This is a genomic window from Streptomyces sp. MA5143a, from assembly GCF_900290235.1.
In the GTDB taxonomy this organism is placed as follows: domain Bacteria; phylum Actinomycetota; class Actinomycetes; order Streptomycetales; family Streptomycetaceae; genus Streptomyces.
In genome coordinates this window covers 94182-118436 of record NZ_OLMK01000043.1, presented here as the reverse complement: position 1 = coordinate 118436, position 24255 = coordinate 94182, and the positions used below count along the sequence as shown (strand labels likewise).

21 protein-coding genes, 2 tRNA genes and 1 pseudogene are annotated in these 24255 nt (G+C 71.6%); 11 read left to right on the top strand and 13 right to left on the bottom strand.

The features are described from left to right. Positions 1-169: 169 nt before the first annotated feature. From SMA5143A_RS44005 to SMA5143A_RS20465, 8 genes and pseudogenes are all read left to right on the top strand, one after another. Positions 170-344: pseudogene (locus tag SMA5143A_RS44005) on the top strand (decarboxylase); the annotation flags it as partial. Next, entirely contained in the window at positions 341-1072 is a 732-nt protein-coding gene (locus SMA5143A_RS20495) for a maleate cis-trans isomerase family protein (protein WP_107464341.1), read from the top strand. The pseudogene SMA5143A_RS44005 and the gene SMA5143A_RS20495, both read left to right, overlap by 4 nt. A gap of 198 nt (positions 1073-1270) precedes the next feature. After that, positions 1271-2194, top strand: a complete 924-nt coding sequence (gene ehuB, locus SMA5143A_RS20490) for an ectoine/hydroxyectoine ABC transporter substrate-binding protein EhuB (protein ID WP_258193640.1) — start codon at positions 1271-1273, stop codon at positions 2192-2194. Beyond that, positions 2191-2907, top strand: a complete 717-nt coding sequence (ehuC, locus tag SMA5143A_RS20485) for an ectoine/hydroxyectoine ABC transporter permease subunit EhuC (protein ID WP_107464339.1) — start codon at positions 2191-2193, stop codon at positions 2905-2907. The genes ehuB and ehuC overlap by 4 nt, the downstream gene beginning before the upstream one ends. Next, a complete protein-coding gene (gene ehuD / locus SMA5143A_RS20480; RefSeq protein ID WP_107464338.1) occupies positions 2907-3557 on the top strand; it encodes an ectoine/hydroxyectoine ABC transporter permease subunit EhuD in 651 nt (216 codons plus the stop codon). The genes ehuC and ehuD overlap by 1 nt, the downstream gene beginning before the upstream one ends. 10 nt (positions 3558-3567) lie before the next feature. Beyond that, positions 3568-4344 (top strand): ectoine/hydroxyectoine ABC transporter ATP-binding protein EhuA, encoded by a 777-nt coding sequence (gene ehuA / locus SMA5143A_RS20475; RefSeq protein ID WP_107464439.1) that lies wholly within the window; start codon positions 3568-3570, stop codon positions 4342-4344. 214 nt (positions 4345-4558) lie between these two features. After that, a complete protein-coding gene (locus SMA5143A_RS20470; RefSeq protein ID WP_107464337.1) occupies positions 4559-5317 on the top strand; it encodes an IclR family transcriptional regulator in 759 nt (252 codons plus the stop codon). A 111-nt stretch (positions 5318-5428) separates the two neighbouring features. Further along, positions 5429-5502: transfer RNA gene (locus SMA5143A_RS20465), tRNA-Lys, on the top strand. A 38-nt stretch (positions 5503-5540) separates the two neighbouring features. On the opposite strand, the gene SMA5143A_RS20460 is transcribed toward SMA5143A_RS20465, so the two are convergent. The 7 genes from SMA5143A_RS20460 to SMA5143A_RS20430 all read right to left on the bottom strand — a co-directional run bounded on the left by SMA5143A_RS20460 (position 5541) and on the right by SMA5143A_RS20430 (position 13475). Continuing rightward, on the bottom strand, positions 5541-6194 hold the full coding sequence (locus SMA5143A_RS20460) for a response regulator (RefSeq protein WP_107464336.1): 654 nt from the start codon (positions 6192-6194) through the stop codon (positions 5541-5543). Then, entirely contained in the window at positions 6179-7408 is a 1230-nt protein-coding gene (locus SMA5143A_RS20455; protein WP_107464335.1) for a sensor histidine kinase, read from the bottom strand. The genes SMA5143A_RS20460 and SMA5143A_RS20455 overlap by 16 nt, the downstream gene beginning before the upstream one ends. 125 nt (positions 7409-7533) lie before the next feature. Then, positions 7534-9180, bottom strand: coding sequence for a long-chain-fatty-acid--CoA ligase (locus tag SMA5143A_RS20450; RefSeq protein ID WP_107464334.1), 1647 nt, complete (start codon positions 9178-9180; stop codon positions 7534-7536). A gap of 49 nt (positions 9181-9229) precedes the next feature. Beyond that, positions 9230-9697 (bottom strand): DUF3592 domain-containing protein, encoded by a 468-nt coding sequence (locus SMA5143A_RS20445; RefSeq protein WP_107464333.1) that lies wholly within the window; start codon positions 9695-9697, stop codon positions 9230-9232. A 117-nt stretch (positions 9698-9814) separates the two neighbouring features. Further along, complete coding sequence (locus SMA5143A_RS20440) at positions 9815-10438, bottom strand: lytic polysaccharide monooxygenase auxiliary activity family 9 protein (protein ID WP_107464332.1); 624 nt, start codon at positions 10436-10438, stop codon at positions 9815-9817. A gap of 111 nt (positions 10439-10549) precedes the next feature. After that, the gene (locus tag SMA5143A_RS20435) at positions 10550-11692 is read right to left on the bottom strand and encodes an SPFH domain-containing protein (protein WP_107464331.1); all 1143 of its coding nucleotides are present in this window, start codon (positions 11690-11692) and stop codon (positions 10550-10552) included. Between the two features lie 313 nt (positions 11693-12005). Next, positions 12006-13475 carry a peptidoglycan-binding protein gene (locus SMA5143A_RS20430; protein ID WP_107464330.1) on the bottom strand — a complete coding sequence of 490 codons (1470 nt, stop codon included), beginning with the start codon at positions 13473-13475 and terminating at the stop codon, positions 12006-12008. 287 nt (positions 13476-13762) lie between these two features. Here SMA5143A_RS20430 and SMA5143A_RS20425 point away from each other — a divergent pair. The 3 genes from SMA5143A_RS20425 to SMA5143A_RS20415 all read left to right on the top strand — a co-directional run bounded on the left by SMA5143A_RS20425 (position 13763) and on the right by SMA5143A_RS20415 (position 18212). Further along, a tRNA-Lys gene (locus tag SMA5143A_RS20425) sits at positions 13763-13839 on the top strand. A 447-nt stretch (positions 13840-14286) separates the two neighbouring features. Next, the gene (locus tag SMA5143A_RS20420; RefSeq protein ID WP_107464329.1) at positions 14287-16278 is read left to right on the top strand and encodes a glycosyltransferase family 2 protein; all 1992 of its coding nucleotides are present in this window, start codon (positions 14287-14289) and stop codon (positions 16276-16278) included. Then, positions 16275-18212 carry a kelch motif-containing protein gene (locus SMA5143A_RS20415; protein WP_107464328.1) on the top strand — a complete coding sequence of 646 codons (1938 nt, stop codon included), beginning with the start codon at positions 16275-16277 and terminating at the stop codon, positions 18210-18212. The genes SMA5143A_RS20420 and SMA5143A_RS20415 overlap by 4 nt, the downstream gene beginning before the upstream one ends. 241 nt (positions 18213-18453) lie before the next feature. Here the strand turns inward: SMA5143A_RS20415 and SMA5143A_RS20410 are convergent, their stop codons facing one another. The 6 genes from SMA5143A_RS20410 to SMA5143A_RS20385 form a co-directional block, all read right to left on the bottom strand. After that, entirely contained in the window at positions 18454-19473 is a 1020-nt protein-coding gene (locus SMA5143A_RS20410; RefSeq protein WP_181361944.1) for a glycoside hydrolase family 6 protein, read from the bottom strand. A gap of 182 nt (positions 19474-19655) precedes the next feature. Further along, complete coding sequence (locus tag SMA5143A_RS20405) at positions 19656-20345, bottom strand: class F sortase (protein ID WP_107464327.1); 690 nt, start codon at positions 20343-20345, stop codon at positions 19656-19658. Between the two features lie 9 nt (positions 20346-20354). Then, positions 20355-21050, bottom strand: a complete 696-nt coding sequence (locus SMA5143A_RS20400; protein ID WP_107464326.1) for a hypothetical protein — start codon at positions 21048-21050, stop codon at positions 20355-20357. A 135-nt stretch (positions 21051-21185) separates the two neighbouring features. Next, a complete protein-coding gene (locus SMA5143A_RS20395; RefSeq protein ID WP_107464325.1) occupies positions 21186-21965 on the bottom strand; it encodes an HAD-IIA family hydrolase in 780 nt (259 codons plus the stop codon). 99 nt (positions 21966-22064) lie between these two features. Further along, positions 22065-22913: a cell wall protein gene (locus tag SMA5143A_RS20390; RefSeq protein WP_107464437.1), complete on the bottom strand. Its 849-nt coding sequence runs from the start codon at positions 22911-22913 to the stop codon at positions 22065-22067. A 206-nt stretch (positions 22914-23119) separates the two neighbouring features. After that, positions 23120-24250 carry an ROK family transcriptional regulator gene (locus SMA5143A_RS20385; protein WP_258193639.1) on the bottom strand — a complete coding sequence of 377 codons (1131 nt, stop codon included), beginning with the start codon at positions 24248-24250 and terminating at the stop codon, positions 23120-23122. Positions 24251-24255 lie beyond the last annotated feature (5 nt).

Sequence of the window (24255 nt, the reverse complement as noted above, 5' to 3'; positions counted from 1 at the left end):
GCCTGGACCGAGCGCGGATCGTGGCGGGATGCGACCCGATCGGCCCCGTGGGATGCGTGTGACGTGCACTGATGGACACGCTCGCACCCGAACCTCCCGCCGTCAACATGGACTTGCACACGATCCGTCGCCGACGCCTCTCTCTGGGTGAGGCCGGCGCGGGGCGTGGATCCGCGCTCTCTCGGCCAACCAGGTGACGATGAGGGGCGGCGGTGCGTCACCTGGGTACCCGGGCCGTGGGTCCGTACCAGGCTCTGCTCGACGAGTCGGCCAGGCAGGCGTCCGGTGCGGGGCCGTCACACCACCGCCGGCCTCGGCCGGAAGAACAGGAAGGTTGGGCATGACCGCTCTCGGACTCCTCCACCCGGGCCACTCCGCCGAGGACGACTATCCACGCATAGAGCAGCTCCTGGGCAGCGACATCCGGGTCGACCTGGCGCGGATCGACGTCGGTGAGGACCCGCACCGGGTGGACGCACTGCGCGAGATGGGCGCGCCCGAGCGGCTGGCCGCGGGCTGCGAGGCCCTGCGGTTGTCCGGCGCCGAGGCGGTCGTCTGGGCGTGCGCGGGCGGCAGCTTCGTCCTCGGCTACGAGGGTGCCCACGAGCAGATCCGCGCCCTGGCCCGTACGGCGGGCCTGCCCGCCTCCTCCACGGCCTTCGCGTTCGTCCACGCGGCGCGGGAGGTGCACGCGGCCCGGGTGGCCGTCGCCGCGACGTACCCGGACGACGTGACCCGCCTCTTCGTCGACTTCCTGACGGCGGGCGGGCTGGAGGTCGTCTCCGCGCGCGGGGCCGATGTCGCCACGGCGGCGGAGGTGGGCGCCTGGACCGTCGACGACATCCTCGCTCTCGCCCGGGACGCGGACCGTCCCGACGCCGAGGCGCTCCTGCTGCCCGACACGGCCCTGCGCACCGCCTCCCACCTCCCCGTCCTGGAGAAGGAGCTGGGCAAGCCGGTCCTCACCGCGACCCAGGTGAGCGTCTGGGAGGCCCTGCGCCTGGCCGACCGCAGGGTGAACGCCCCGGAGCTGGGCGCCCTGTTCACGAGGGAACCGATCGTGCAGGCGTGAGCCGGCGAAGCGACCCGACGGTGCCGGGTGCCGGGTGCCGTCCCGGGCGGGTCCCGCGCCCCGCTGGTCCAGGGGCGCGGGCGGCCGCCGCGGACAAGGCCCAGGGAGGCCGGGGCCCGCGGCACGGTGTGTGCGGGGGTCGTGAAGGGGCCACGGATGGCCCGAATACATCGCATGGGGTCGGGTAGCCGCGCGCCCATGGCTCCAGCAACGAAGAGTTCCGGAAGAACCGGCACCCCACGTGACCCCAGCCGCCGCGCGCTGCTCGTCGGCGCGTCCGCGCTCGCGACCGCGGGCGCGCTGGGCGCCGCCGGGTGCAGCCGGGTCGCCTCCGCCTCCGGTGTGAAGGGGGGTGACCTGCTGGACCGGCTGCGCGCGCAGGGCGTGGCGCGGCTCGGTATCGCCGGGGAGATCCCGTTCGGCTACATCGACACGAACGGCGAACTGACCGGCGAGGGGCCGGAAGTGGCCAGGATCATCTTCCGGCGGCTGGGTGTGGAACGCGTCCAGCCCGTGCCCACCGAGTTCGGCTCGCTCATACCCGGCCTGAACTCCCAGCAGTTCGACGTGGTGTCCGCCGGGATGTACATCAACCCCGAGCGCTGCGGGCAGGTCATCTTCTCCGAGCCGGACCACCAGATGCTCGACGCGTTCGTGGTCCGCAAGGGCAACCCCAAGGGCCTGAACGACTACGCGGACGTGATCCGCGCCAAGGCCAGGTTCGCCACCGGCTCCGGGTACGCGCAGATCGAGCACGCGGTCGAGGCGGGTTACCCGGAGAGCGACATCGTGATCGTCCCCGACCAGGTCGCGGGCATGAACGCCGTCGAGGCGGGCCGTGTCGACGTGTTCGCGGGGACGTCCCTGACCACCCGTGAGGTCGTCAAGAAGTCCCGCGGGGCGGAGGCCACCAAGCCGTTCGCCGCGCGCGTCGACGGCAAGCCGCGGGTGGACGGCGCGGGCTTCGCGTTCCGGCGCACCGAGACGAGGCTGCGGGACGCCTTCAACGCCGAGCTGCGGAAGATGAAGGAGAGCGGCGAGCTGCTCAGGGTCCTGCGGCCGTTCGGGTTCACGAAGGTCGAGATGACCGACCTCACGATGCGGGAGCTCTGTCGCGCATGACGTCGGGCCTGTGGGAACTCGTCCTGCGCGGTGTCTGGGTCACCGTGCAACTGCTGGTGTTCGGCGGGCTGCTGGCCACGTCCGTCGCCTTCGCCGTGGGGATCGCGCGGGTCGACCGCCGGTGGATCGTCCGCTTCCTCGCGGGCGTCTACACCGAGGTCTTCCGCGGCACCTCCGCGCTGATCATGATCTTCTGGGTGTACTTCGTGCTGCCGCTGGCCTTCGGCTGGCAGCTCGTGCCGATGTGGGCGGCCGTCCTCGCCCTCGGGCTGACCTACGGGGCGTACGGCGCCGAGATCGTGCGCGGCGCCCTGAACTCCGTGGACCCGGCGCAGCGCGAGGGCGGGATCGCGCTGAGCTTCTCCCCGTGGCAGCGGATGCGGCTGATCCTGTTGCCGCAGGCGGTGCCGGAGATGATCCCGCCCTTCGCCAACCTCCTGGTCGAGCTGCTCAAGGGCACGGCACTGGTGTCGATCATGGGCATGGGCGACCTCGCCTTCAGCGGCAGCCTGGTGCGGCTGGCGCTCCAGGAGAGCGTGGAGATCTACACGTACATCCTGCTCATCTACTTCGTGATCGCCTTCCTGCTCACCCGGGCCATGCGGGCCCTGGAGCGGCGGCTGAAGGCCGGGGTCGGCAGGGCGCCGGCGAAGAAGGCGGACGCGGCACCCGCGCGCGTACCCGAGACGGCGGGCGCCGGAGGTGGTGCGTGATGAACTGGGACTGGAACGCGGTCGTCGACTTCCTCCCGCACTTCCGGGACGGCCTGATCGTCACCCTCCAGGCGCTGGCGCTGGGCTCGGTCGTGTCGTTCGCGCTCGGGCTGGTGTGGGCGCTGCTCGTGCGGACGCCGACCCGGTGGGTGAGCTGGCCGGTCGGGGTCTTCACGGAGTTCGTCCGGAACACCCCGCTGCTGGTGCAGCTGTTCTTCCTGTTCTACGTGCTGCCCGAGTGGGGCCTGACGTTCTCGGCGCTGACCACGGGTGTCTTCGCGATCGGGCTGCACTACTCGACGTACACGATGCAGGTCTACCGCGCCGGTATCGAGGCGGTGCCCGTGGGCCAGTGGGAGGCGGCGACGGCGCTGAACCTGCCGCTGCGGCGCACCTGGACGGTGGTGATCCTGCCGCAGGCGGTCCGCCGGGTGGTGCCCGCGCTGGGCAACTACGTGATCTCGATGCTCAAGGACACCCCGATCCTCATGGTGATCACCGTCCCGGAGATGCTCGGCGAGGCACGGCTCTACTCCCAGGAGACCTTCCGCTTCACCGAGCCCCTGACCGTCATCGGAGTGGCGTTCATCGTCGTCTCCTATCTCGCCTCCGTCCTCCTGCGAACCCTGGAGCGTCGTCTTGTCCGCTGACACCCCGCTGTTGAAGGAAGCCGGCTCCCGCGCCGACCGTGCCGTGGACCACGCCGAGCTGATCCGCTTCGAGAACGTGACCAAACGATTCGGCAGCAACACGGTGCTGGACCGGCTCGACTTCTCGGTCGACGCCGGCAAGCACGTCACACTGATCGGTCCGTCCGGCTCCGGCAAGACGACGATCCTGCGGCTGCTGATGACCCTGACCAAGCCCGACGAGGGCACGATCACCGTCGGCGGGCAGCGGCTGTTCCCGGCGAGCGACAAGCAGTGCCGCGAGGTCCGCAAGAACATCGGGATGGTGTTCCAGCAGTTCAACCTGTTCCCCAACATGAAGGTGCTGCGCAACATCACCGAGGCACCGGTCACCGTCCTCGGCCTGTCCAAGGACGAGGCCGAGGCGCGCGCCGTGGAGCTGCTGGACATGGTCGGGCTCGCCGACAAGTGCGACTCCTACCCGACCCAGCTCTCCGGCGGGCAGCAGCAGCGGGTGGCCATCGCCCGCGCCCTGGCGATGCGTCCGCAGGTGCTGCTCCTCGACGAGGTGACGTCCGCGCTCGACCCCGAGCTGGTCGCGGGTGTGCTCGATCTCCTCCGGGACATCGCCCGCACCACCGACATCACGATGCTCTGTGTGACCCATGAGATGAACTTCGCCCGTGACATCTCGGATCAGGTTCTGATGTTCGATTCCGGCCAGGTCATCGAGTCGGGCAGCCCCGAGAAGATCTTCGGCGAACCCGAGCACGAACGCACACGGGAGTTCCTCGGCGCGGTCCTCTGATTACGTGCCGTGAGCGGACGAACACGGCGGAACGTCCGAGGTGGGGCCGTCGGGCCATGACTCAGGCATATGCCAGAGTGCTGATCCACCAGTTGAGAGGCCCGAGGCCCCCCGGATTTTCTGCCGAACAACCCCTGCGCGTAAGCCCCTTGGGCCGTATCGTGGGACACGGCAAGCTGTCCGAAAAACGGCCCGAGAAGCGCAGGGGGAAACCGTGGCGCTCAAGCACGAGCCGACCGCGCCGAACCACTCGGCCCAGGACGCGCTGCGCGTCCTGGAGACGGTGGCGCGGCACGCAGGTGGCGTCACCGACGCCGAGATCGCCCGCCGGACCGGCGTCGGCAGCGAGCGGTTGACCGCGCTCCTGCTGATGCTGCGCCGCGAGGGATACGTGGAGCAGACCACCGACGGCGCCTATGTCACCGGAGTCGCACTCGCCAGGCTGGGTTCCGCCCAGGGCCATGACCAGGCCCTGAGCGAGCAGCTCCAGCGCACCCTGGACCGACTGCGGGACTCGGTGGGCGCCGCCGTCTACATCAGCCGCTACGAGGACGGGGAGATCAAGGTCACCGGCTGCGCCGAGGGGCCGGGCACACCCGCCGTCCACCAGTGGGTCGACTTCCGGTCCGCGGCCCACGCCACCGCCATAGGCAAGAGCCTGCTGGGCCAGCTCGACCTCAACGCCCGGCGGGACCACCTGTCCCGGCACCGGCCGGCCCGGCTCACGTCCCGCACGATCACCAACGAGAGGCTGCTGCTGAGCAAACTCGACGCCCAGTCGCCGACGGTCCCGGTCCTCGACCTCCAGGAGTACGCGCCGGGCACGGTCTGCGCGGCCGTCCCCATCACCGCGGGCTCCTCCGTCGGCTGTCTCGCGCTGTCGCTGCCCCTGGAACACGCGCACCGGCTCCGCCAGGCGGCGCACACCCTGAACCGGGGGGCGGCACCGGTCCTTCTCTCACTGGCGATCTAGGGCCCTCACGGAGCGGAGATCCACGTCACGTTTACGTGGTCGAAGGCACCCCCCAGGACCAGGTAGTATTTTCTCTGTCGCCAGCCGCGAAAGCGAAAAGCGACAGAGTCTGCGCCGCTAGCTCAGTTGGTTAGAGCAGCTGACTCTTAATCAGCGGGTCCGGGGTTCGAGTCCCTGGCGGCGCACCGAAAGAAGGCCCCTCGCTTCGGCGAGGGGCCTTCTGCTATGCCCTCAGGTACGCCAGCACGGCCAGCACCCGGCGGTGGGTGTCCTCGGCCTGGGGGAGGGCGAGCTTGGCGAGGATGTTGCCGATGTGTTTGCCGACGGCGGCCTCCGTGACGACCAGGTCGCGGGCGACGGCCGCGTTGGACTTGCCCTCGGCGACCAGGGCGAGGACCTCCCGCTCGCGCGGGGTCAGCGCGGCCAGCGGATCACTTCGCCGGCGCAGCAGCAGGCGTACGACCTCGGGGTCGACGACCGTGCCGCCGGCCGCGACCCGGTCGACCGCCTCCGCGAACTGTTCGACCTGCCCGATGCGGTCCTTCAGGAGATAGCCGACGCCGGTGCCGTCCCCCGTGTCCAGCAGGTCGGCGGCGTAGGCGCGCTGCACGTACTGGCTGAGGACGAGGACGGGCAGGGACGGGTTCGCGGCGCGCAGGTCGAGGGCGGCACGCAGCCCCTCGTCGCTCTGCCCCGGCGGCATCCGGACATCGGTGACGACGAGATCGGGGCCGTGCGACACCACCGCCCGTCTGAGGGCCTCCGCGTCGCCGACCGCCGCGACGACCTCGTGGCCGAAGCGGGCCAGCACCCCGACGAGCCCCTCGCGGAGCAGGACGCTGTCCTCCGCCAGCACGATCTTCAGCGCGTGGGGCACGGGATCTCCAGGGACAGGACGGTCGGGCCGCCGGCCGGGCTGTGGACGGTCAGTGTCCCATCGAGGACGGCGAGCCGGTCGACGAGACCCGTGAGGCCGGTGCCGCCGGCCGGGTCGGCGCCGCCGTGCCCGTCGTCCCGTACCTCCACGCTCAGCCGCCCGCCCGCGTAGCGTCCGGTGACCCAGGCGTGTCCGGCGCCGCTGTGCCTTCCGACGTTGGCGAGCGCCTCGCGGACCGCGAAGTACGCGGCGGACTCCACCGACTCGGCGAACCGCGGCAGGTCGGCGTCGACCGTGACCGGCACGGCGGACCGGTCGGCCGCGTCGGCGAGGGCGTCGGGGAGACCGTAGTCGGCGAGGACCTGGGGATGGATGCCGTGGATCAACTCCCGCAGCTCCCCGAGGACCTGGTCGGCCTCCCGGTGCGCTGCGGCGAGCCGGTCGGCCAGCTCCGGCGGGGCGTCCAGCCGGACCAGGCCCAGCGTCATGCTCAGGGACACCAGTCGCTGCTGGGCGCCGTCGTGCAGATCGCGCTCGATGCGGCGCCGCTCCGCCTCGAAGGCGGCGACCAGCCGGGCCCGCGAACGGGTCACCTCCGCCAGCCGCCGCTCCCCCTCGGCCTGACTGGGCGCGAGCAGCAACCGCGCCACCCCGGCGCGGGCCCGGGCGTACAGGGTGAGCGGCCCCAGCAGGGCGGCGACGAGGGCGAGTCCGGCGGCCGCGCACAGCAGGGCCTGGCCCTGGGTGTCGATCAGCCAGAGCTTGACGATGCGGGTGTCGCCGCCCGAGAGGGCCAGCTGGACGGGCGCCCCGATCAGCGCGCCGGGCACGGCCACCGCCGCGCACAGCGCCAGCGCGTCCAGCGGCCACAGCACGAACCCGAGGAGCAGGGTGTACGCCAGCTCCCGCCAGGTCGCCCGCTCGGTGAACCGCAGCCGCGCCCAGGCGCCGAGCCCGGGTTCGACGGGGGTGGCGTGCGGGCCGGGCGGCGGGGGTGTGCGGGTGACGAGCAGCCGTCGGCGCTCCAGGGCCCCGACGGGGACACCGGACAGGGCGAGCAGGGCCAGCAGCGGCAGGCCCACGAGGAGGGGGGCCAGGGCGAGGCCGAGGGCGCCCAGGACGAGGAGCGGCAGAAGCAGGGGCACGCCCACCAGCACCCCGCTCAGCAGGTACGCCACCGCGCCCGGAGTGTCCCGTACGACCGTTCGGATCATGGGCTCACGGTAGGCGGCGGCGCCCGGCAACGACCATACGGACAGGGGGTGTTCGGGGGTGGGTCCAGCCCTACCTCCGGGTGGGTCCGGCCGGTGGCCGTGCGCGCCTTCGGCCACCGGCCCGGCTATCGGGTCAGCAGTTCCTCCCGGCCCCGTGCCCGGTACTCGGTGACCAGGGTCGCGAGGTCCACCGCGGTGAGCCTGCGGTACGCCCACTTGCCGGGGGGCCGCCACCAGACGGGGTCGGGGCAGCGGAAGCCCTCCCGGCGCAGGGCGGCCCGCTGGATCTTGTTGGTGGCGGTGACGGGCATACGGGGGACGACGCGGACGAAGCGGGGGGTCATCTTGGTGCCGAGGTCGGGCTGGGCGAAGAGGAACTCGGTGAAGCCGTACGGGTCGAAGGTGCCCGCGATGGTCGCCATGACCTGGTCCCCGGCGACCGGGTCGGGGACGGCGTAGACGGCGACGGCGTCGGCGCCCTCGTAGCGGGCGAGGATGTTCTCGATGGTGGCGGCGGCGAGGTTCTCGCTGTCGACGCGGAGGCGGTCGTCGGTGCGGCCGGCGAAGTAGAGGAAGCCGCCCGTGTCACGGTAGAAGAGGTCGCCGGTCCAGTACCAGCCGTCGTGGCGGCGGGCCGCGTCCGCCTCGGGGTTGCGCCAGTAGCCCTCGAACGGGTTGGGGCCCCGGTTCACCAGCTCCCCAATCGCGTCGGTGCCGTTGAGGAGGCGGCCGTCCTCGGCGAAGACGGCCGGCGGGCACTCCTTGCGGGTCTCGGGGTCGACCACGGCGAGGTCGTCGCCGAGTGCCGCCCGACCGATCGCGCCCGGCGGGGTCCCCGGTGTCCGCTGGATCGCGGCCCCGCCCTCCGAGGAGCCGTACCCCTCGACGAGCCGCACCCCGAAGCGGCGCTCGAAGGCCGCCGCGTCCACGGCCCCCGCCTCCGTGCCGAAGCCGGTGCGCAGCGGGTTGTCGTGGTCGTCGGGCCGGGGCTCGGTGGCGAGGACATAGCTCACGGCCCGGCCGACATAGGTGAAGTACGTGGCGCCGTACGCGCGTACGTCGTCCAGGAAGCCGGAGGCGGAGAACCTGCGGCGCAGGGCGACGCCCGCCCCGGCGACCAGGGCGGGTGCCCAGTCGGCGATGACGGCGTTGCCGTGGAACATCGGCATGCAGACGTAGTGCACGTCGTCCCGCGCCACACCGAAGCGGTCGACGAGGGCCCGGCCTGCCGCCGCGAGCCGGCCCTGCGAGCAGATCGCGGCCTTGGGGGCGCCGGTGGAGCCGGAGGTGAAGTAGAGCAGGAGCCGATGGGACGGGGTGGCCCCGTCAGGGTCGGGTTCGGCGCCCGCGTAGGGGGCGACGAGGGCGGTGTACTCCTCGGTGTCCGTGACGAGGATCCGCACACCGGGCAGGTGCAGGCCGTCGAGGAGCGGCAGGTGGGCGCGTTCCGTGACGAGGACCCGGCACTCGGTGTGGAGGATGTCGCGGGCCAGTTCGGGGCCCCGGCGGGTGGGGTTGATCCCGGCGACGGCGGCGCCCGCGAGGGCGGCGGCGCTCAGCCACAGCGGGTACTCGGGGGTGTTGTCGAGGAGGACGCCGAGGTGTGGCTCGGCGCCGGGTGGCAGCAGGTCGGCGAGGAGGGCCGCGCGGGCGGCGGCACCGGCGGCGACCTCGTGATGGGTGAGCACCTCGTCCTCGAACCACAGCCCCGGCCGGTGGTCGCCCCACCGGTCGGCGACGAGCTGCGCGACCGTACGCCTCGTGGACTCCATACGGGCGCACGGTAGTTGACGTACCGTCAGTTGGGGAGGCGCATGTCGGTCACGGGCTCGGGAAGGTGGTGTCGGCGGACATCTGGTGGAAGGTGACCATGAAGCCGACACAGAAGACGAAGATCGCGCCGAGGAAGGCGAGGATGCCGAAGCTGGCCGCCGCCCGCTTCACCCGGCCCGGCTGGTGGGCCGTGGCCACCACGGACGGGCCCTCGGTGTAGTAGACCGTGACGAAGTCGCCCTCGACGGTGGTCATCGGGCCGTCCTCCTCCTCGAAGCGGATGGGGCGGCCGTCCCGGGTGGTGAACTCGTACACATGGTGGATCGTGGTGTGCACGGAGCTGCTCTGCCCCATGGCCTTGCTGACCGTGGTGAACGCCTTCAGGCAGCGGCCCTCCGCCCTCAGCCCGCTGTTCCAGGCCCGCTGGATCTGCACCCAGCGGCGCAGTACGCGGTAGGCCGCGAAGGCGACACCGGCCATGATCAGACCGGGAACGATGTACAGGAACATATCCATGGTGATCCCCCGCGTTCGCTGACCGCCCTGGTCGGCGGTGTGTGGGGAAACTACCCGTGCGGGGGCCCCGCGCAGCTCAAGCGATGCTCAGAACTCGCGGGGCCGGTGCGCTGTCGGTCAGAACGTGACGTCCGAGCAGGCGTAGAACGCGTTGCCGGTGTCGGCGATCGTCCACACCGCGAGGATCACGTGGTGGCCGCTCAGACCGGACGGCAGGCGTCCGGTGTGGGAGAGCGTGGACGGGGGTCGCTGACCGTTGTAGGGGACGGTGAAGAACGGGGTGAGGTTGAGGTCGGAGCGGGCCAGCGCGTGGTTCTGGTTCCAGCCCGGCCTGGTGACGTAGTACGTGAAGTCGGTGGTGGCGTGCATGGCGGTGAACTGCCAGCGGAACGTGTGGTTCTGGCCGCCCGTCACCCTGGTCGTGGGCCAGGCGCCGCCGCCCGGCCTGGTGGGCGAGTTGAGCTGCCCGAACCTGCTGTGCCCGGCGGAACAGATCTGGCCGTCAGCCGGCCCTGAGCCCGGGAAGCCCTTCGGGCCCTCCACGCTCTGCGGCTCCCACTGGATGTCGCCGCAGTTCGTGACGGTGCCGTTCTGACAGAGCTTCTGCCGGCTGACGGGGAGATCGGTGTAGCCGTGGCCGGAGGCGCCGCCGCTGGAGAGGACGAGGGCCCCCATGGTGGCGAGACCGACGCCGACGGCGTACCACTTGGCGCGTTTTCGGGTGAAGGTCCTTGGACGCATGCTGCCGCTCCCTGGAGTACGTGGGGATGTTCCAGGTCTAGACCAAGCATCAGAGTAGGAGCGACGGTTGGCTGTGTCCATATCAACGACAGGGCCCCGCCGGGCCCGTGTTCACGGGGACGCCTCGCGCCGCCCGGTGTAGAACGCCACCGTCAGGTCCTTCACCAGCGCCTTGCGCTCGTAGTCGTCGAGTTCGACGAGGCCACGCATCGTCAGCCGGGTCACCGTGTCCTCGACGGAGTCGACGACCGAGGTGAGCACGGTGTCGCGGTGCTGGGCGTCGAGCGCCGCGATCCGCCGACGCTGCATCACCGCGGCGACCTCCGGCGCGTACTCGATCCGGACGGGCTGCACGGAGAACACCTCCAGGCCGACCGGCGCCGTGTCCGCCACCAGCAGCCGGGTCAGCGCCTCGCCGACCGCCTCCGTGTTGCGCAGGGTGGAGTCCCGGACGAGGGCGTTCGGCGGTACGTCGGCGGGGAGCTGGGAGAGCACACGGGAGAGCGCCGCCTCGACGCACTCGCGCAGATAACGCTCGTGGTCCTCGATCCCCAGCACGGCCCGCGCGGTGTCCTTCATCCGCCAGGCGACCAGGACGACGACCCGCAGCGCGACCCCGTTCGCGTCGACGGCCGGCATCGGCTCGCTCCGCCAGTGCCGCAGCCGTACGTCGACCCGGCGGCGCAGCACGAGCGGGTTCACCCACAGCAGCCCGGCGCGGCGGACGGTCCCCCGGTACCGGCCGAACAGGTTCAGCACCCAGGCCCGTCCGGTCCGCCCCCGCGCGAGCCCGCCGAACCCGAACAGCGTCAGGGCCCCGGCCCCGGTGTACGCGGCCCACTGCGCCGGGCCGAGTCCCCCCGCGTACCCGGTCGGCAGCCCCAGCGCCCTGACGACCAGATCGGGCAGCACGCCGGCCCACCACGACGTCAGGACGCATCCGGCCACGCCGCAGGTCCCGCCCAGTACGCCCACCATGCCGGGCAGCACCCGCGCGGGGCGCTCGACCAGGTCGGGGTCGACCTCGACGGTGGGCCGCGGCTTCACCGAGGCGGGGCCCCGCCGCACCCGCGGCTGCTCCCCGGTGCCGCGCCGGCGGCCCACGACGGCGGGGGTGACCGGCACGGACACGGGGGCCGGGTCGTCCCGGAACAGCAGATGGACGGGGATCTCGGTGGTCGTCTCGTTCTGGATGAGCCGCGCGGGCCGCGCGACCCCTTCCGGCTCCGGTGTGGGTGAGGTGGTCGTACTCATACGTGCCTCCATGCCTCCGCGCAGGAAGAACCGTGGTGCGAACTGATGAGGGTGAAGAGGGGCGGGCGGGGGGTTGAGAACGGGGCGAGGGTGAGGGTGAGACGGGGCGAGCGTGTGGGTGAGCATCGGGCGGGTGCGGCGTCGGGATCGGGGCCGCCGGTCTGCGGTCGAGCGCCGGGCGAGCGGCGGTGGTCGGGGCGGGTACCGGGCGGGGTCCGGTGGCCGGGGTGGGGTGCGGGTGTGGGGTGGCGGCCCGTGGCCGGGACGAGGTGCGGGGCCGGGGAGGGGCGGAGCGGATGGGTCCGCGGATCGGTCAGGAGAAGAGGCGGCGCCAGGTCTCCGGGCCCGGGTAGCCGTCGGCGGCGCCGCCGCGCCAGCCCTGGGACCGCTGGAACGCCTCCACGCTCCGCCGGTCCTCCTCGCCCCAGCGCGGCCCCGGACCCGAGGTGTAGTACTTGCCGAAGCCCCTCTCGACCAGCCGCTGGCCCAGCAGCGTGACGTGCGCGTTGTACGCGCCGGGCCGGAACGCTCCCCGCCCCGGGTACCCGGGCACGCCGTGCGACGCGGGCGTCCCGGGGCCGCCGGGCGGCCCGGGTGTGAGCGGCGGCTTGGTCGTGACCGGCGGTCGGGACATGACCGGCGGCCTGCTGCGCGGGCCCGCGCTGCCCGCCGACGGAATGTCCTGGCCCTTCCCGGTCACCAGGTACGACCAGGTCGACGGGCCCGGCAGCCCGTCCGCGTCCGCCCCGGTCCAGCCCTGCGCCCGCTGGAACGCCTGGGTGGCCCTGCGGTCCGCGTCCGACCAGCGCGGCCCCGGCCCGGCGGTGTAGAAGCGGGCCCCGCCGCGCTCCACCAGCATCTGCCCGAGCCGGGTGACGTACCGGTTGTCGGCGCCGGGCCCGAAGTAGGCGGCACCCGGGTACCGGCTGCCGCTCGACGGACTCGCCGACCCCTTCGTACCGCCGCTCCCGGAGGAGTCGGGGTCCTCGGTGGCGCCGTCCGTCTCCCCGTCCGGGAACACCGTGCCGTCGTCGACCACGCCCTTGTAGCGGTACGGCACATAGTGCGTCGGGTTGGACCAGTAGCCGTACGGGGTGACCTCGCGGCGGGCGTGGGGGCGGGTCGACTCGTAGGCGATGTACGCGCTGTGCGTGGAGTCCGTCCAGCCGCCGAAGATCACCACGTGCGAGCCCCTGTGCGGGTCGCTCGGATTGTGGAAGAGAAGCATGTCGCCGGGTCGCAGCTGTTCCTTGGAAATGCGCTCGGCGAAGTTGTCCAGGCTGCCCGTCCACTCGTTCCCGGGCAGATGCCAGGCCATGGAGACGAATCCGGAACAGTCCTGCCGATAACCGTCCGGCCAGTACTCCGTCATGCTGTACGGCACCTCGGCGGTGATCCAGGTCCTGGCCCGCCGGATGATCTCCGCCCGGCTGATCGGCGGCGTCCTCACCTTCTCGGACGGCTTCTCCTCGTCGGCCGGCCGCCCCGCCGGGCCGTGCAGCGGGGCCTTCTCCCCCTGCGGGGTGTCGGGCCCCTCACCTGCGGGAATGCCCCCGGGCAGGGTGGGAGCGTGGGCCGCCGCGACCGCCGGCGCGCCATGCCCGGCACCGAGGGCGGCACCGGCCGCCGTGGCCACGACGAGGGCACGCCTGGCCGTTTTGGCGGCGGGATGACCCGGGTGGTCGTACAGGGTCGAGTACGGCATCACTCGCCGCCAGTGAACACAGCCGGGGCATTCGCAGGCGGCCCCCGGATCGATTTCCTCGAATGCCGGAGCGTCCATGCGATTCCCCTCGCGGGCGGGGCGGAGAATTCCACGATTCTGCACGACATCAAGTTTTCCAAGTGTCTCGTGCTGTCGCATGCTGACGGTCCAAATGATGTACGCGCGGATCTTCGCGCGATCCCCGCACCCCGGAGAACAGGGGGCTCTCGATGCACCATGGGGGCGCGCGGAACCTCGCACGCTTCCACACGTCCCCCCACACAACGCGGCCGCCGGCGACCCGGCCCCGGCGCCCCGACGATGGTCGGAAGCACCCCCGTCCCTCCGGTAAACTTTCACCGCACGCGCCGCTAGCTCAGTTGGTTAGAGCAGCTGACTCTTAATCAGCGGGTCCGGGGTTCGAGTCCCTGGCGGCGCACCACAGAAGAGGCCCCTCGCAGCAGCGAGGGGCCTCTTCGCATACCCACGCACCCCCGCAAAGCGCCCCAGGTTTCACAGATCGCCCACTGACGCCCCAAACACCGCGTATGACCGGTAAACACCGCGTTTCCGTCTTGCGATCAAGAAGAGCGCCATAGAACCCTGGGCCGCAAGGGGCTGCGGATACACGGCAGTTGAGGGGCCGCGAGCGATGCCCGCCGGGGATGCGGATCATAGCCGCCCGGCGACACCGCGACGCGCGAACTCTCGAACGAATGCCTGGGGGGCGTCGAAGGAACCGGAAGGTTCGCCGCCCCGTGTCTCCATGGTGTAGATCACATGGTGGCGGCGACGATCCGCCACCGATGCGTCCGTAACGGTCGAGGGGGACCGAAGCGGGCGGAAGACCGACTAACACACACGAACGTGTGTGCGGGGGGAATGACTCATGACGCCGACGGGCGCCCGGCATAACTCCGACCCGTCCGACACGACACGACTGAAGGTCCCGTCGCACCGGACCGGCACCTTCCGAAAGCTGAGGAAGACACTTCCGAGATACGACTACGAGCACTACAGCCGACTCGCGGGGCCCCTCACCCAGCCCGATCCGGGCAAGCCCTACACGGTGCAGTACCGCTCCCTGATCTCCCAGGAGCCGCACCGCCTGAGGGTCGCCCTGATGCTGGCCGCCGCCCCGCTGCTCTCCCTGGTCCTGCTCACCTGGCTGCTCCAGCCGGAGCACTGGACCAAGCGCGACTACGTCGAGTACGAGTTCCTGCCCGCCCTCGACATGGTCATGCTGGTCTCGATCGGCCTGATCGAGTTCTTCCGCTGCATGAACGTGCTGTCCAACGCGCACGCCACGCTGGTCGCCCGGGACCCCGTCCCCGTGGTCCCCGAGGTCGGCACCAGGGTCGCCTTCCTCACCTCCTTCGTGCCCGGCAAGGAGCCGCTGGAGATGGTGACGAAGACCCTGGAGGCCGCCGTCAGGCTCCGCCACCGCGGACTGCTGCACGTGTGGCTCCTCGACGAGGGCGACGACCCGGAGGTGAAGGCGGTCTGCGCGCGCCTCGGCGTGCACCACTTCTCCCGCAAGGGCATCGCCAAGTGGAACCAGCCCAAGGGCCCGCACCGCGCCAAGACCAAGCACGGCAACTACAACGCCTGGCTCGACGCCCACGGTGACGACTACGACTACTTCGCCTCCGTCGACACCGACCACATCCCGCTGCCCAACTACCTGGAGCGGATGCTCGGCTTCTTCCGCGACCCCGACATCGGCTTCGTCATCGGCCCCCAGGTGTACGGCAACTACGACAACTTCGTCACCAAGGCCGCCGAGTCGCAGCAGTTCCTCTTCCACGCGCTGATCCAGCGCGCCGGCAACCGCTACGGCGCCCCCATGTTCGTGGGTACGTCGAACGCCGTGCGCATCAAGGCCCTCAAGCAGATCGGCGGGCTCTACGACTCGATCACCGAGGACATGGCGACCGGCTTCGAGATCCACCGCCACAAGAACCCGGTGACGGGCCGCAAGTGGCGCTCGGTGTACACCCCGGACGTGCTCGCGGTGGGCGAGGGGCCCAGCGCCTGGACGGACTTCTTCACCCAGCAGATGCGCTGGTCGCGCGGGACGTACGAGACGATCCTCAAGCAGTACTGGAAGGGCTGGTACTCGCTGCCGCCGACCAAGCTCTTCAACTACACCATGATGATCATCTTCTACCCGATGTCCGCCCTCAACTGGATCCTCGCCGCGCTGAGTTGCGCCCTCTTCCTGGGCCTCGGCGCGTCGGGCGTGAACATCGACCCGACGGTGTGGCTGATGCTCTACGGGAACGCCTCGGCGCTCCAGATAGGCCTGTACGTCTGGAACCGCAGGCACAACGTCTCCCCGCACGAGCCCGAGGGCTCCGGCGGTGTGGCCGGCATGGTGATGTCCGCGCTGTCCGCGCCGCTGTACGCGAAGGCGCTGATCGACTCGGCGCTGCGCCGCAAGAGCAAGTTCGTGGTCACGCCCAAGGGCGACTCGGCCAGCCCCGACCGGTGGTTCGGCACCTTCCGGTACCACTGGTACTTCATCGCGATCTTCGGCGGCTCGATCGCCGCCGGCCTCGTCTACGGGCACGCGCACCCGGCGATGATCATCTGGGCCACGTTCGCCCTGCTGATCACCGCGCTGCCGATCCTCGTCTGGCGCCACATGCTGCGCCAGGACAGGAAGAAGGCCGCCGCCGCGGCCGAACTGCAAGGGTCGATGGTGGCTCCGCCCGAGGCGGCTCCCACGCCGCACGCGCCGCCCCACGCACCGCACGCCCCACCCGCGCCGCACGCTCCCCAGCACAAGCCGAGCTGGGCCGCGTCCGGATCGGGCGGCGGGGGTAGCGACCAGACCATGCAGATCGCCCTGGGCGGACTTGGGGGACGTAAGGAATGAAGGACCGTGCAGGCCACCGCCGCGCCCGTCGCCTCGCGATCGGCGGGGCGGTGGTCCTCGCGCTGGCCGGGATGAACGGGCCGTGGCTGTACCGCTTCGGCACCGAGCAGTACCACCAGTACAAGATCAACCGACCTGAGTACAAGGCCGCCAACGGGCACTGGCAGATCGTGGAGTTCCCGAAGAAGTACCGGCAGAACACGATCCACGCCGCGCTCCTGCACACCGGCAAGGTCCTGTTGATCGCGGGGTCGGGCAACGACCAGGACAACTTCGACGACAGGAAGTTCGACACCCGCGTCTGGGACCCGGTCAAGCAGACGATCAAGCGGGTGCCGACCCCGGCCGACCTGTTCTGCACCGGGCACACCCAGCTGTCCAACGGGCGGCTGCTGATCGCGGGCGGCACCAAGCGCTACGAGAAGCTCAAGGGCGACGTCACCAAGGCCGGCGGCCTGATGATCATCCACAACGAGAACCCCGACAAGGAGGTGGAGCTGAAGCCGGGGACACGGTTCGTCGGCAAGGAGAACGGCAGGACGTTCGTCCTGAAGGACGACGTCGAGATCAAGAAGGCCACCAAGACCTTCGACCCGGACACCGGGAAGTTCACCGGCAACAAGCCGGGCCTCGCACGCGCCTACGTCGAGGCCGAGCGCAGCGGCAAGCGGTACGAGACGGGCACCGAGGACAACTACCGGATCGTGGGCCTGAAGGGCGCCGACGCCCGCAACACCTACGGCATCGCGCAGAAGCTCGCCCTCGACAAGAAGGACTTCCAGGGCATCAGGGACGCCTATGAGTTCGACCCGGTCGCCGAGCGGTACATCAAGGTCGACCCGATGAACGAGGCCCGCTGGTACCCGACGCTGACGACGCTCACCGACGGCACGGTCCTCAGCCTCTCCGGGCTGGACGAGATCGGCCAGCTGGTCCCCGGAAAGAACGAGGTCTACGACCCCGCGACCCGGAAGTGGACGTACACCAAGGGCGTCAGGCAGTTCCCGACGTATCCGGCGATCTCCCTGATGCAGAACGGCAAGCTGTTCTACTCGGGCGCGAACGCCGGGTACGGCCCGGACGACGTGGGCCGGCAGCCGGGCGTGTGGGACCTGAGGACGAACGAGTTCACCAAGATCCCCGGCATGAGCGACGGCAAGCTGCTGGAGACCGCGGGGACGGTGCTGCTGCCGCCGGCGCAGAAGGAGAAGTACATGGTGATCGGCGGCGGCGGGGTCGGTGAGTCGGAGCGGTCCAGCCGGCGGACCCGGATCGTCGACCTGCTGGACGACCGCCCCCGCTTCGTGGACGGACCGCGCCTCGACAAGGGCACCCGGTATCCGCAGTCCTCGATCCTGCCCGACGACACGGTCCTCATCTCCGGCGGCTCGCAGGACTACCGGGGTCGCGGCGACTCCAACATCCTCCAGTCACGCATCTACGACGCGCGCACCGGGAGGATGCGCCGGGTCGCCGATCCGCTGGTCGGCCGCAACTACCACTCCGGGTCGATCCTGCTGCCCGACGGACGGGTCGTCTTCTTCGGATCGGACTCCCTGTACGCCGACAAGGCCAACACCAAGCCGGGGGAGTTCGAGCAGCGCGTCGAGATCTACACACCGCCGTATCTGTACCGCGACGGGCGGCCGACGCTGTCGGGCGGACCGAAGACGGTCGCGCGCGGCGGGAAGGCGACGTTCGGGACGCGGCACGCCTCGTCCATCAAGTCGGCCCGGCTGATCCGGCCGAGTGCGTCGACGCATGTCACCGACGTCGACCAGAAGTCCATCGCGGTGGACTTCACGACGTCCGGCGACAGCGTCACGGTGACAGTGCCGAAGAACCGGAATCTCGTGCAGTCCGGCTGGTACATGCTGTTCGTGACGGACACGGCGGGAACACCGAGCAAGGCGCGGTGGGTGAAGGTTCCGTAGGGCTCCGCCGGGTTGTAGTTCGGGTGCGGGTGCGTGGGGGGCTGGTCGCGCCCACGCGGCGGAGCCGCATATGTCAACGCCCCGCGCCCCTGAAAAGCGACCGGGGCTGCGCCCCGTGCTTTCATGAAGGGGCGGGCCGCAGGCCCGTTCCCTTCAGGGGCGCGGGGAACTGCGCGAGGAACCACACACCACCCGCATCCGCCGACGAACCCGCACCCCCGAGCTATAAGGCGCCCGGCGTTCAGTCAGACGCCTTGGCCAACGCCAGCGCGTACTCCGGCCACCACTCCCCCGCCTTCGGCCCCCCCTTGCACTCCCCGTCCGACTCCCCCGGCCGCTTGACCCACAGATACGCGTCCACCAGCGGATCCCCCGTCTTCGTCGTCGGCGTCTCCCCCAGCGCCCGCCCCGGCGGGTTGCACCACTGTTCGTCCTTGTCGCCCCCGGTGTAGGGCCCGTTGCCGTTGCGGCTGGTGTCGATGACGAACGGCTTGCCGCCGACCTTCGCGGACAGCTGCTTGCCGTACCGGACGGAGTCCTCCGTCGTGTAGAAGTTCGAGACGTTGACGGCGAACCCGTCGGCCTTGTCGACGCCGGCCCACTTCAGCGGCTCGGCGATCTTGTCGGCCTCGCTCCACCCCGCGTTCCCGGCGTCCAGATACACCTTCGTGTTCTTCAGCGCGCCGAGCCTCTCGATCGCGCCCTTGAGCAGGTCGTACCGCTCCCCGTGGAACTCGCCCGGCGTGCAGCCGTCCACCACGTGGAGGACCGCGTCGGGTTCGAGGACGACCGTGGCCGGGCGGTCCCCGATGCCCCGGGCGACGCCGTCGATCCATGCCCGGTACGCGTCGCCGTCGGCCGCGCCGCCGCCCGAGTACTGGCCGCAGTCGCGGTGCGGGATGTTGTAGAGGACGAGGAGGGCGTCCCGGTCGGCCTTCTTCGCCGCCTCGGTGAAGCCCTTGGCCTCCCGCTCCGGGTTCTCGGGGCCGATCCACTCGCCCGTGGGCTGTTCGGCGATCCTGCGGATCAGCTCGGCGTTCTTGTCCTTGCCCGCCTTTTCGTAGGCGGCGACTTGGGCCGCCGCGTTCCCGTCCGGGTTGACCCAGAACGGGTCCGTCCCGTTCGGCTGTTGGGTGATCCCGGAGCCCGTGGTCTTGTCGTCCTCGCCTTCGCCGTCTCCCCCGAAACAGCCTGCGAGCAGCAGCGTGGCCCCCACCACCGCCACGGACGCCCGGACTCCGGCCCCCCTGCTGGCGTACATCCAACTCCCCCTTGGGTGCACCGTGTCGTAAGGGCCAATCCTGGCATATTTCCTGCCTCGCCCACGCGGATGCCGTCGCCTGACCGAGAGCTGTTGTCTCCTGATCACGTCGGACGGAAACCGCCTGCGAAGAGGGGCACGGGCTGCTCGGACGACCATGCGCGGGACCGTGTGCCGGTGGTTCAGGGGCGGGTGCCGCTGAGGTACGCGGAGACCACCACGTTCGCCGTGTAGGTGCGGCTCTTCTTGTCGAAGGTGCCGCCGCAGGTGACCAGGCGGAGTTCGGCGCGGCCCGACTGCCGTACGCCGTAGGCCTGTCCGGCGTCGAAGTCGTCACGGCGAAGGACCCGCACGTCGTCCACGGTGAACTCGGCGACGGTGCCGTCGTCGCGGGCCACGCGGATCAGCTCGCCGAGCCGGAGGGCACTGAGCTTGTAGAAGACGGCGGGGCGGGTCTCGGTGTCGACGTGCCCGACGAACAGCGCGGTCCCGGTGGCGCCGGGCCGGGTTCCGGCGGCGTACCAGCCGACGACGCCCGGCTGGTCGTAGGAGGGCGGGTCGATCGCCCCGTCGGCGTCGAGGCCGCGTGCCACGACCGGGGCCTGCACCCCCATGGCGGGGATGTCGAGCCGCTGCGGGCGCGCCCCCTTCAACGGGTGGGCGGCGGGCGGGAGTTCGGGCTGCGCCGGCCTGCCGACGGCGGCCACGTCACCGGTGGTCGGCGCCGCTGTGCCCTGCCGTACGTCGGTGGCCTCGCGGCCCCAGAGCCACAGGCCGAGCAGCAGTACGGCCCAGAGGACACCGGTGGTGAACCGGCCGACGCTCGTACCGCCGCCGCTCTCGCCGATGTCGGAGTAGTCCTGACCTGACACGGCGACCCCTTACTTGGTGCTCCGGCCCCGGCGGGCGCCGCGCACCACGACGACCGCGGCCGCGACACCGGCGAGGACCAGACCGATCACCGCGTGCCGGGCGCCGGGCCCGGTGTTGCGGGTGTCCATGGAGTTGACGCCGTCCGCCGAGGCGGCGGCGTCCGCGGAGGCCACCGGGTGCGCCGCGAGCAGCGCGGCCGCTCCGCCGCCGCCCGCGCGGACGGGGGCGACCGGGGAGGCGGGCGCCGAGCGCCGCCCGGTGGGCCGGGCGGAGGCGGACGGCCGGGCGGAGGGCCGAGTCGAGGCTGAGGGCCGGGTCGAGGCTGAGGGCCGGGCGGGGGGCTGCTTGCCGTCGCCCACCTCGATCGTGCCCTTGAGCTTGTCCTCCGTGCCGTCGCAGGAGACCCGCACGCCGTAGGTGCCGGGTTTCAGCGAGGACCGGACACGGGTCTCGCCGGACAGGATGCCGGCCCGCTTGCCGCCGACCACGGTCAGCTGCGCGTCCGCGACGAACGCCGTCGAGGCGGCGGTGCCCGACTTGCCCCCGCAACCCTTGACCCGCACCTGGATGTCGGTGCCGGGCGCCGGCGCGGCCGGCACCACCGAGACGTTCCCCGCGTCGGCCGCGTGGACCGTGGGTGCCGGCGCGGTCAGCGCGGCGGCGGCCACCGCCCCCGAACAGAGAGTGAGTCGCAGTGAGCCCATGGTGAACCTCCAGACTCCTGAGACTCCCCCGCCGGGACCGGGGCCGCATCCGGGGAGGGCCCTCGACTGCTCCGTACGGGTGCCCGTGGGTTTACCGCCCGGGGCGCCGCCCGCTTGGGGGCATGGAGGGAAGGGTCAGACGCGGTCGACGAGGTCCGCGATGGAGTCCACGATCTTCGAGGGCCGGTAGGGGAACTTCTCCACCTGGTCGGGGGTGGTCAGACCGGTGAGCACCAGGAAGGTCTGCATCCCGGCCTCCATACCGGCGAGGACGTCGGTGTCCATACGGTCGCCGATCATGGCGCTGGTCTCGGAGTGGGCGCCGATCGCGTTGAGGCCGGTGCGCATCATCAGCGGGTTCGGCTTGCCGGCGAAGTACGGCCGCTGCCCGGTCGCCTTGGTGATCAGCGCGGCCACGGCGCCGGTCGCGGGCAGCGGGCCCTCGGTGGAGGGGCCGGTCTCGTCCGGGTTGGTGGCGATGAAGCGTGCACCGGCGTTGATCAGCCGTACCGCCTTGGTCATGGCCTCGAAGGAGTAGGTGCGGGTCTCGCCGAGGACCACGTAGTCGGGGTCGTGGTCGGTGAGGACGTACCCGATGTCGTGCAGGGCGGTGGTCAGCCCGGCCTCACCGATGACGTACGCCGTGCCGCCGGGCCGCTGGTCGTCCAGGAACTGGGCGGTGGCGAGGGCCGAGGTCCAGATGTGGTCGACGGGGACGTCCAGGCCCATGCGGGCGAGCCGGGCGTGCAGATCGCGCGGGGTGTAGATCGAGTTGTTGGTGAGCACGAGGAAGGGCCGGCCGGAGTCCCGCAGCTTCTTGATGAAGGCGTCGGCGCCGGGGATCGGCACACCCTCGTGGATGAGCACCCCGTCCATGTCGGTGAGCCACGACTCGATGGGCTTGCGCTCTGCCATGTGCGATCTCCTGCCGTACGTGCGGATCGGCTCCCAACCCTAGGGTGGCGTGGCTGAAATGAGGAGGGCGATCTTGGCCGCTGAGACCGTCCCGCCCGTTCACCCCCGACGTCTGCGCACCCCTGCCGCCAGTACCCCTCCGACGGCGAGGGCCAACACCCCGACGGCGTACGGCAGCAGGACGTGTCCGGTGCCGCTCGCGGCCAGTTCCCCGGGGTACGGTCCCGCGTCCGGCGCCGGGACGGGTTCCGCGCTGACCCGGTCTCCGGCGGGCCGCTCGCTCTTCCCCGCCGACGGTGACGGGCCCGCGTCGCGCCGCCCGTCCGCGTCCTGGTCCCGCTTCTCGCTCTCCCTTTCGTGCTCGTGCTCGTCCTCGTCCTCGTCGGTGATCCGGAAGCGGTAGTCGTCGGACTCCCCCACCCATTCGCTGTCGTCGCCGCGCCGCTGGACGACGGCCGCGTTGGCCACCACGTCGTTGGGCACGGCCGCGTCGGAGGTCACGGAGAGACGGACCTTCACGGTGAGGGTGCCGCCGGCGGGCACGGTGAAACCGTCGCCGTCCTCGTCGAGCACGCCGACCAGTTCGTCCGAGTCGGTCTCCTCGAAGGCGACCGGCCGGGAGGTGGTGCCCTTCGCGTCCTCGAAGTACTCCAGCTGCGGCTGCGACCGCTTCAGGGCCCGCCCGTCGTCGACCAGCACGATCACCGGGTGGACGTCCGCGCAGGTCCGGTCGGTGGTGTTGGTGAGCTCCACCGCCCAGGTCCGGAAGCCACCGCCGGCGACATAGGTGGCCGGTCCCCCGTCGATACGGGTCAGGATCGGGAACTCCTCGCTGTCGGCCCCCGCGCAGTCGACGGCCTCGCCCACCGCCGCGACCGCCACTCCCGGACCACCGCCGAGGCCGGCTCCGACGGCGAACACCAGGGTCAGACAAGTACACAGTCGCATGAACACATGACCATGCCAGCGCCGCCGGGACGAGCGGGGAGCCACGCCCGGGACCACCGGGGAGACGGCGCAAGTCCCCTCGATCAGCGGAGGGAGGGCACCGGAGGGCGGCGGAAAGGTGCCTCCTCGCGGACAGCTCGGGGGCGCGCGGGGCGGCGCCCCATGCGGCTCCGCCGCGTGGGCGCTCCGAGCGACGGCGGGCGGATCTACCCGTCGGCCCGGCCGAACAGCGGTGCCAGCAGCAGCTGGGCCGCCCCTTCCGCGACCCCGAGCGACCCGCCGGAGGCGACCCGTACCGGCACGTACGGCTCCTCTCCCTGGATCCTGGCCCACTCGTCGAGCATGGCCCCCACCCCCCTGACGAACACGTCGGGTCGCTCCTCGACCGTGCGTCCCCCGAGCAGCACCAGCTCGATGTCGAGCAGCCCGACGAGGTTCGCGGCCCCGGCCCCCAGGACGCGCGCGGCCTCGTCCACGTCCCCCCGGGCGACGGCCGCGAGGCACAGCGCCTCGATGCACCCGCGGTTCCCGCAGCTGCACGGGGGTCCGTCCAGCTGGACGATCTGGTGCCCGAACTCCCCGGCGCGGGTCCGCGCGCCCCGGTGGACGGCCCCTTGGAACACGAGCCCGGCGCCGAGGCCCGTGCCGAGGTGGATGTACGCGAAGGAGCCGTGCGTCCCGAGGGCCACGGCCAGCCGCAGCGCCGCCGCGTTGGTGTCCTTGTCGACGACCACGGGGGTCCGCAGCCGCCGGGCGAGCGCGGCCCGCAGCGGGAACCCCTCCCACTCCGGGAACCCGGTGACCCGGTGGAGCACGCCGTGCAGATGGTCGAGGGGCCCGGGCAGGGCGACACCGACGCCGAGGAGGGGGGCGTCCTCCTCGGCGAGCAGCCCCTCCACCTCGCGTGCCGCGCTCTCGACGACGGCGTCCGCCCCGGCGCCCAGGTACAGCGGGGCGCGCCGCTCGCCGACCACGGTGCCGGTGAGGTCGCAGACCACGGCGGTCAGCGCGTCGCGGTCCAGATGGAGCCCGACCGCGTGGCCGGCGTCGGGGACGAGCCGCAGGACGGTGCGCGGCTTGCCGCCGGTGGAGGCGCGGTAGCCCGCCTCCGTCACGAGCCCGTCGGTGCGGAGCCGGGCGATGATCTTGCTGACGGCCTGCGGGGTGAGCCCCGTCCGGTCGGCCAGTTCGAGGCGGCTTATCCCGGCCGCCCCCGCGGTCCGCAGCAGGTCCAGCACCAGCGCGCCGTTGTGGCTGCGCAGCGCCAGGAGGTTCACTCCCGACGCCCCCGCGGCGCGCCCGTTGCCGTTGCCGGTGCCGTTCCCATTGCCGTTCACCCCTC

Coding starts and splice junctions, on each gene's coding strand:
- SMA5143A_RS20415 (WP_107464328.1), top strand. CDS start 16,275: ATGAAGGACCGTGCAGGCCACCGCCGCGCCCGTCGCCTCGCGATCGGC.
- SMA5143A_RS20430 (WP_107464330.1), bottom strand. CDS start 13,475: ATGGACGCTCCGGCATTCGAGGAAATCGATCCGGGGGCCGCCTGCGAA.
- SMA5143A_RS20390 (WP_107464437.1), bottom strand. CDS start 22,913: ATGCGACTGTGTACTTGTCTGACCCTGGTGTTCGCCGTCGGAGCCGGC.
- SMA5143A_RS20495 (WP_107464341.1), top strand. CDS start 341: ATGACCGCTCTCGGACTCCTCCACCCGGGCCACTCCGCCGAGGACGAC.
- SMA5143A_RS20420 (WP_107464329.1), top strand. CDS start 14,287: ATGACGCCGACGGGCGCCCGGCATAACTCCGACCCGTCCGACACGACA.
- SMA5143A_RS20440 (WP_107464332.1), bottom strand. CDS start 10,438: ATGCGTCCAAGGACCTTCACCCGAAAACGCGCCAAGTGGTACGCCGTC.
- SMA5143A_RS20400 (WP_107464326.1), bottom strand. CDS start 21,050: ATGGGCTCACTGCGACTCACTCTCTGTTCGGGGGCGGTGGCCGCCGCC.
- SMA5143A_RS20445 (WP_107464333.1), bottom strand. CDS start 9,697: ATGGATATGTTCCTGTACATCGTTCCCGGTCTGATCATGGCCGGTGTC.
- SMA5143A_RS20435 (WP_107464331.1), bottom strand. CDS start 11,692: ATGAGTACGACCACCTCACCCACACCGGAGCCGGAAGGGGTCGCGCGG.
- ehuC (WP_107464339.1), top strand. CDS start 2,191: ATGACGTCGGGCCTGTGGGAACTCGTCCTGCGCGGTGTCTGGGTCACC.
- SMA5143A_RS20450 (WP_107464334.1), bottom strand. CDS start 9,180: ATGGAGTCCACGAGGCGTACGGTCGCGCAGCTCGTCGCCGACCGGTGG.
- ehuD (WP_107464338.1), top strand. CDS start 2,907: ATGAACTGGGACTGGAACGCGGTCGTCGACTTCCTCCCGCACTTCCGG.
- SMA5143A_RS20410 (WP_181361944.1), bottom strand. CDS start 19,473: ATGTACGCCAGCAGGGGGGCCGGAGTCCGGGCGTCCGTGGCGGTGGTG.
- SMA5143A_RS20395 (WP_107464325.1), bottom strand. CDS start 21,965: ATGGCAGAGCGCAAGCCCATCGAGTCGTGGCTCACCGACATGGACGGG.
- SMA5143A_RS20455 (WP_107464335.1), bottom strand. CDS start 7,408: ATGATCCGAACGGTCGTACGGGACACTCCGGGCGCGGTGGCGTACCTG.
- ehuB (WP_258193640.1), top strand. CDS start 1,271: ATGGCTCCAGCAACGAAGAGTTCCGGAAGAACCGGCACCCCACGTGAC.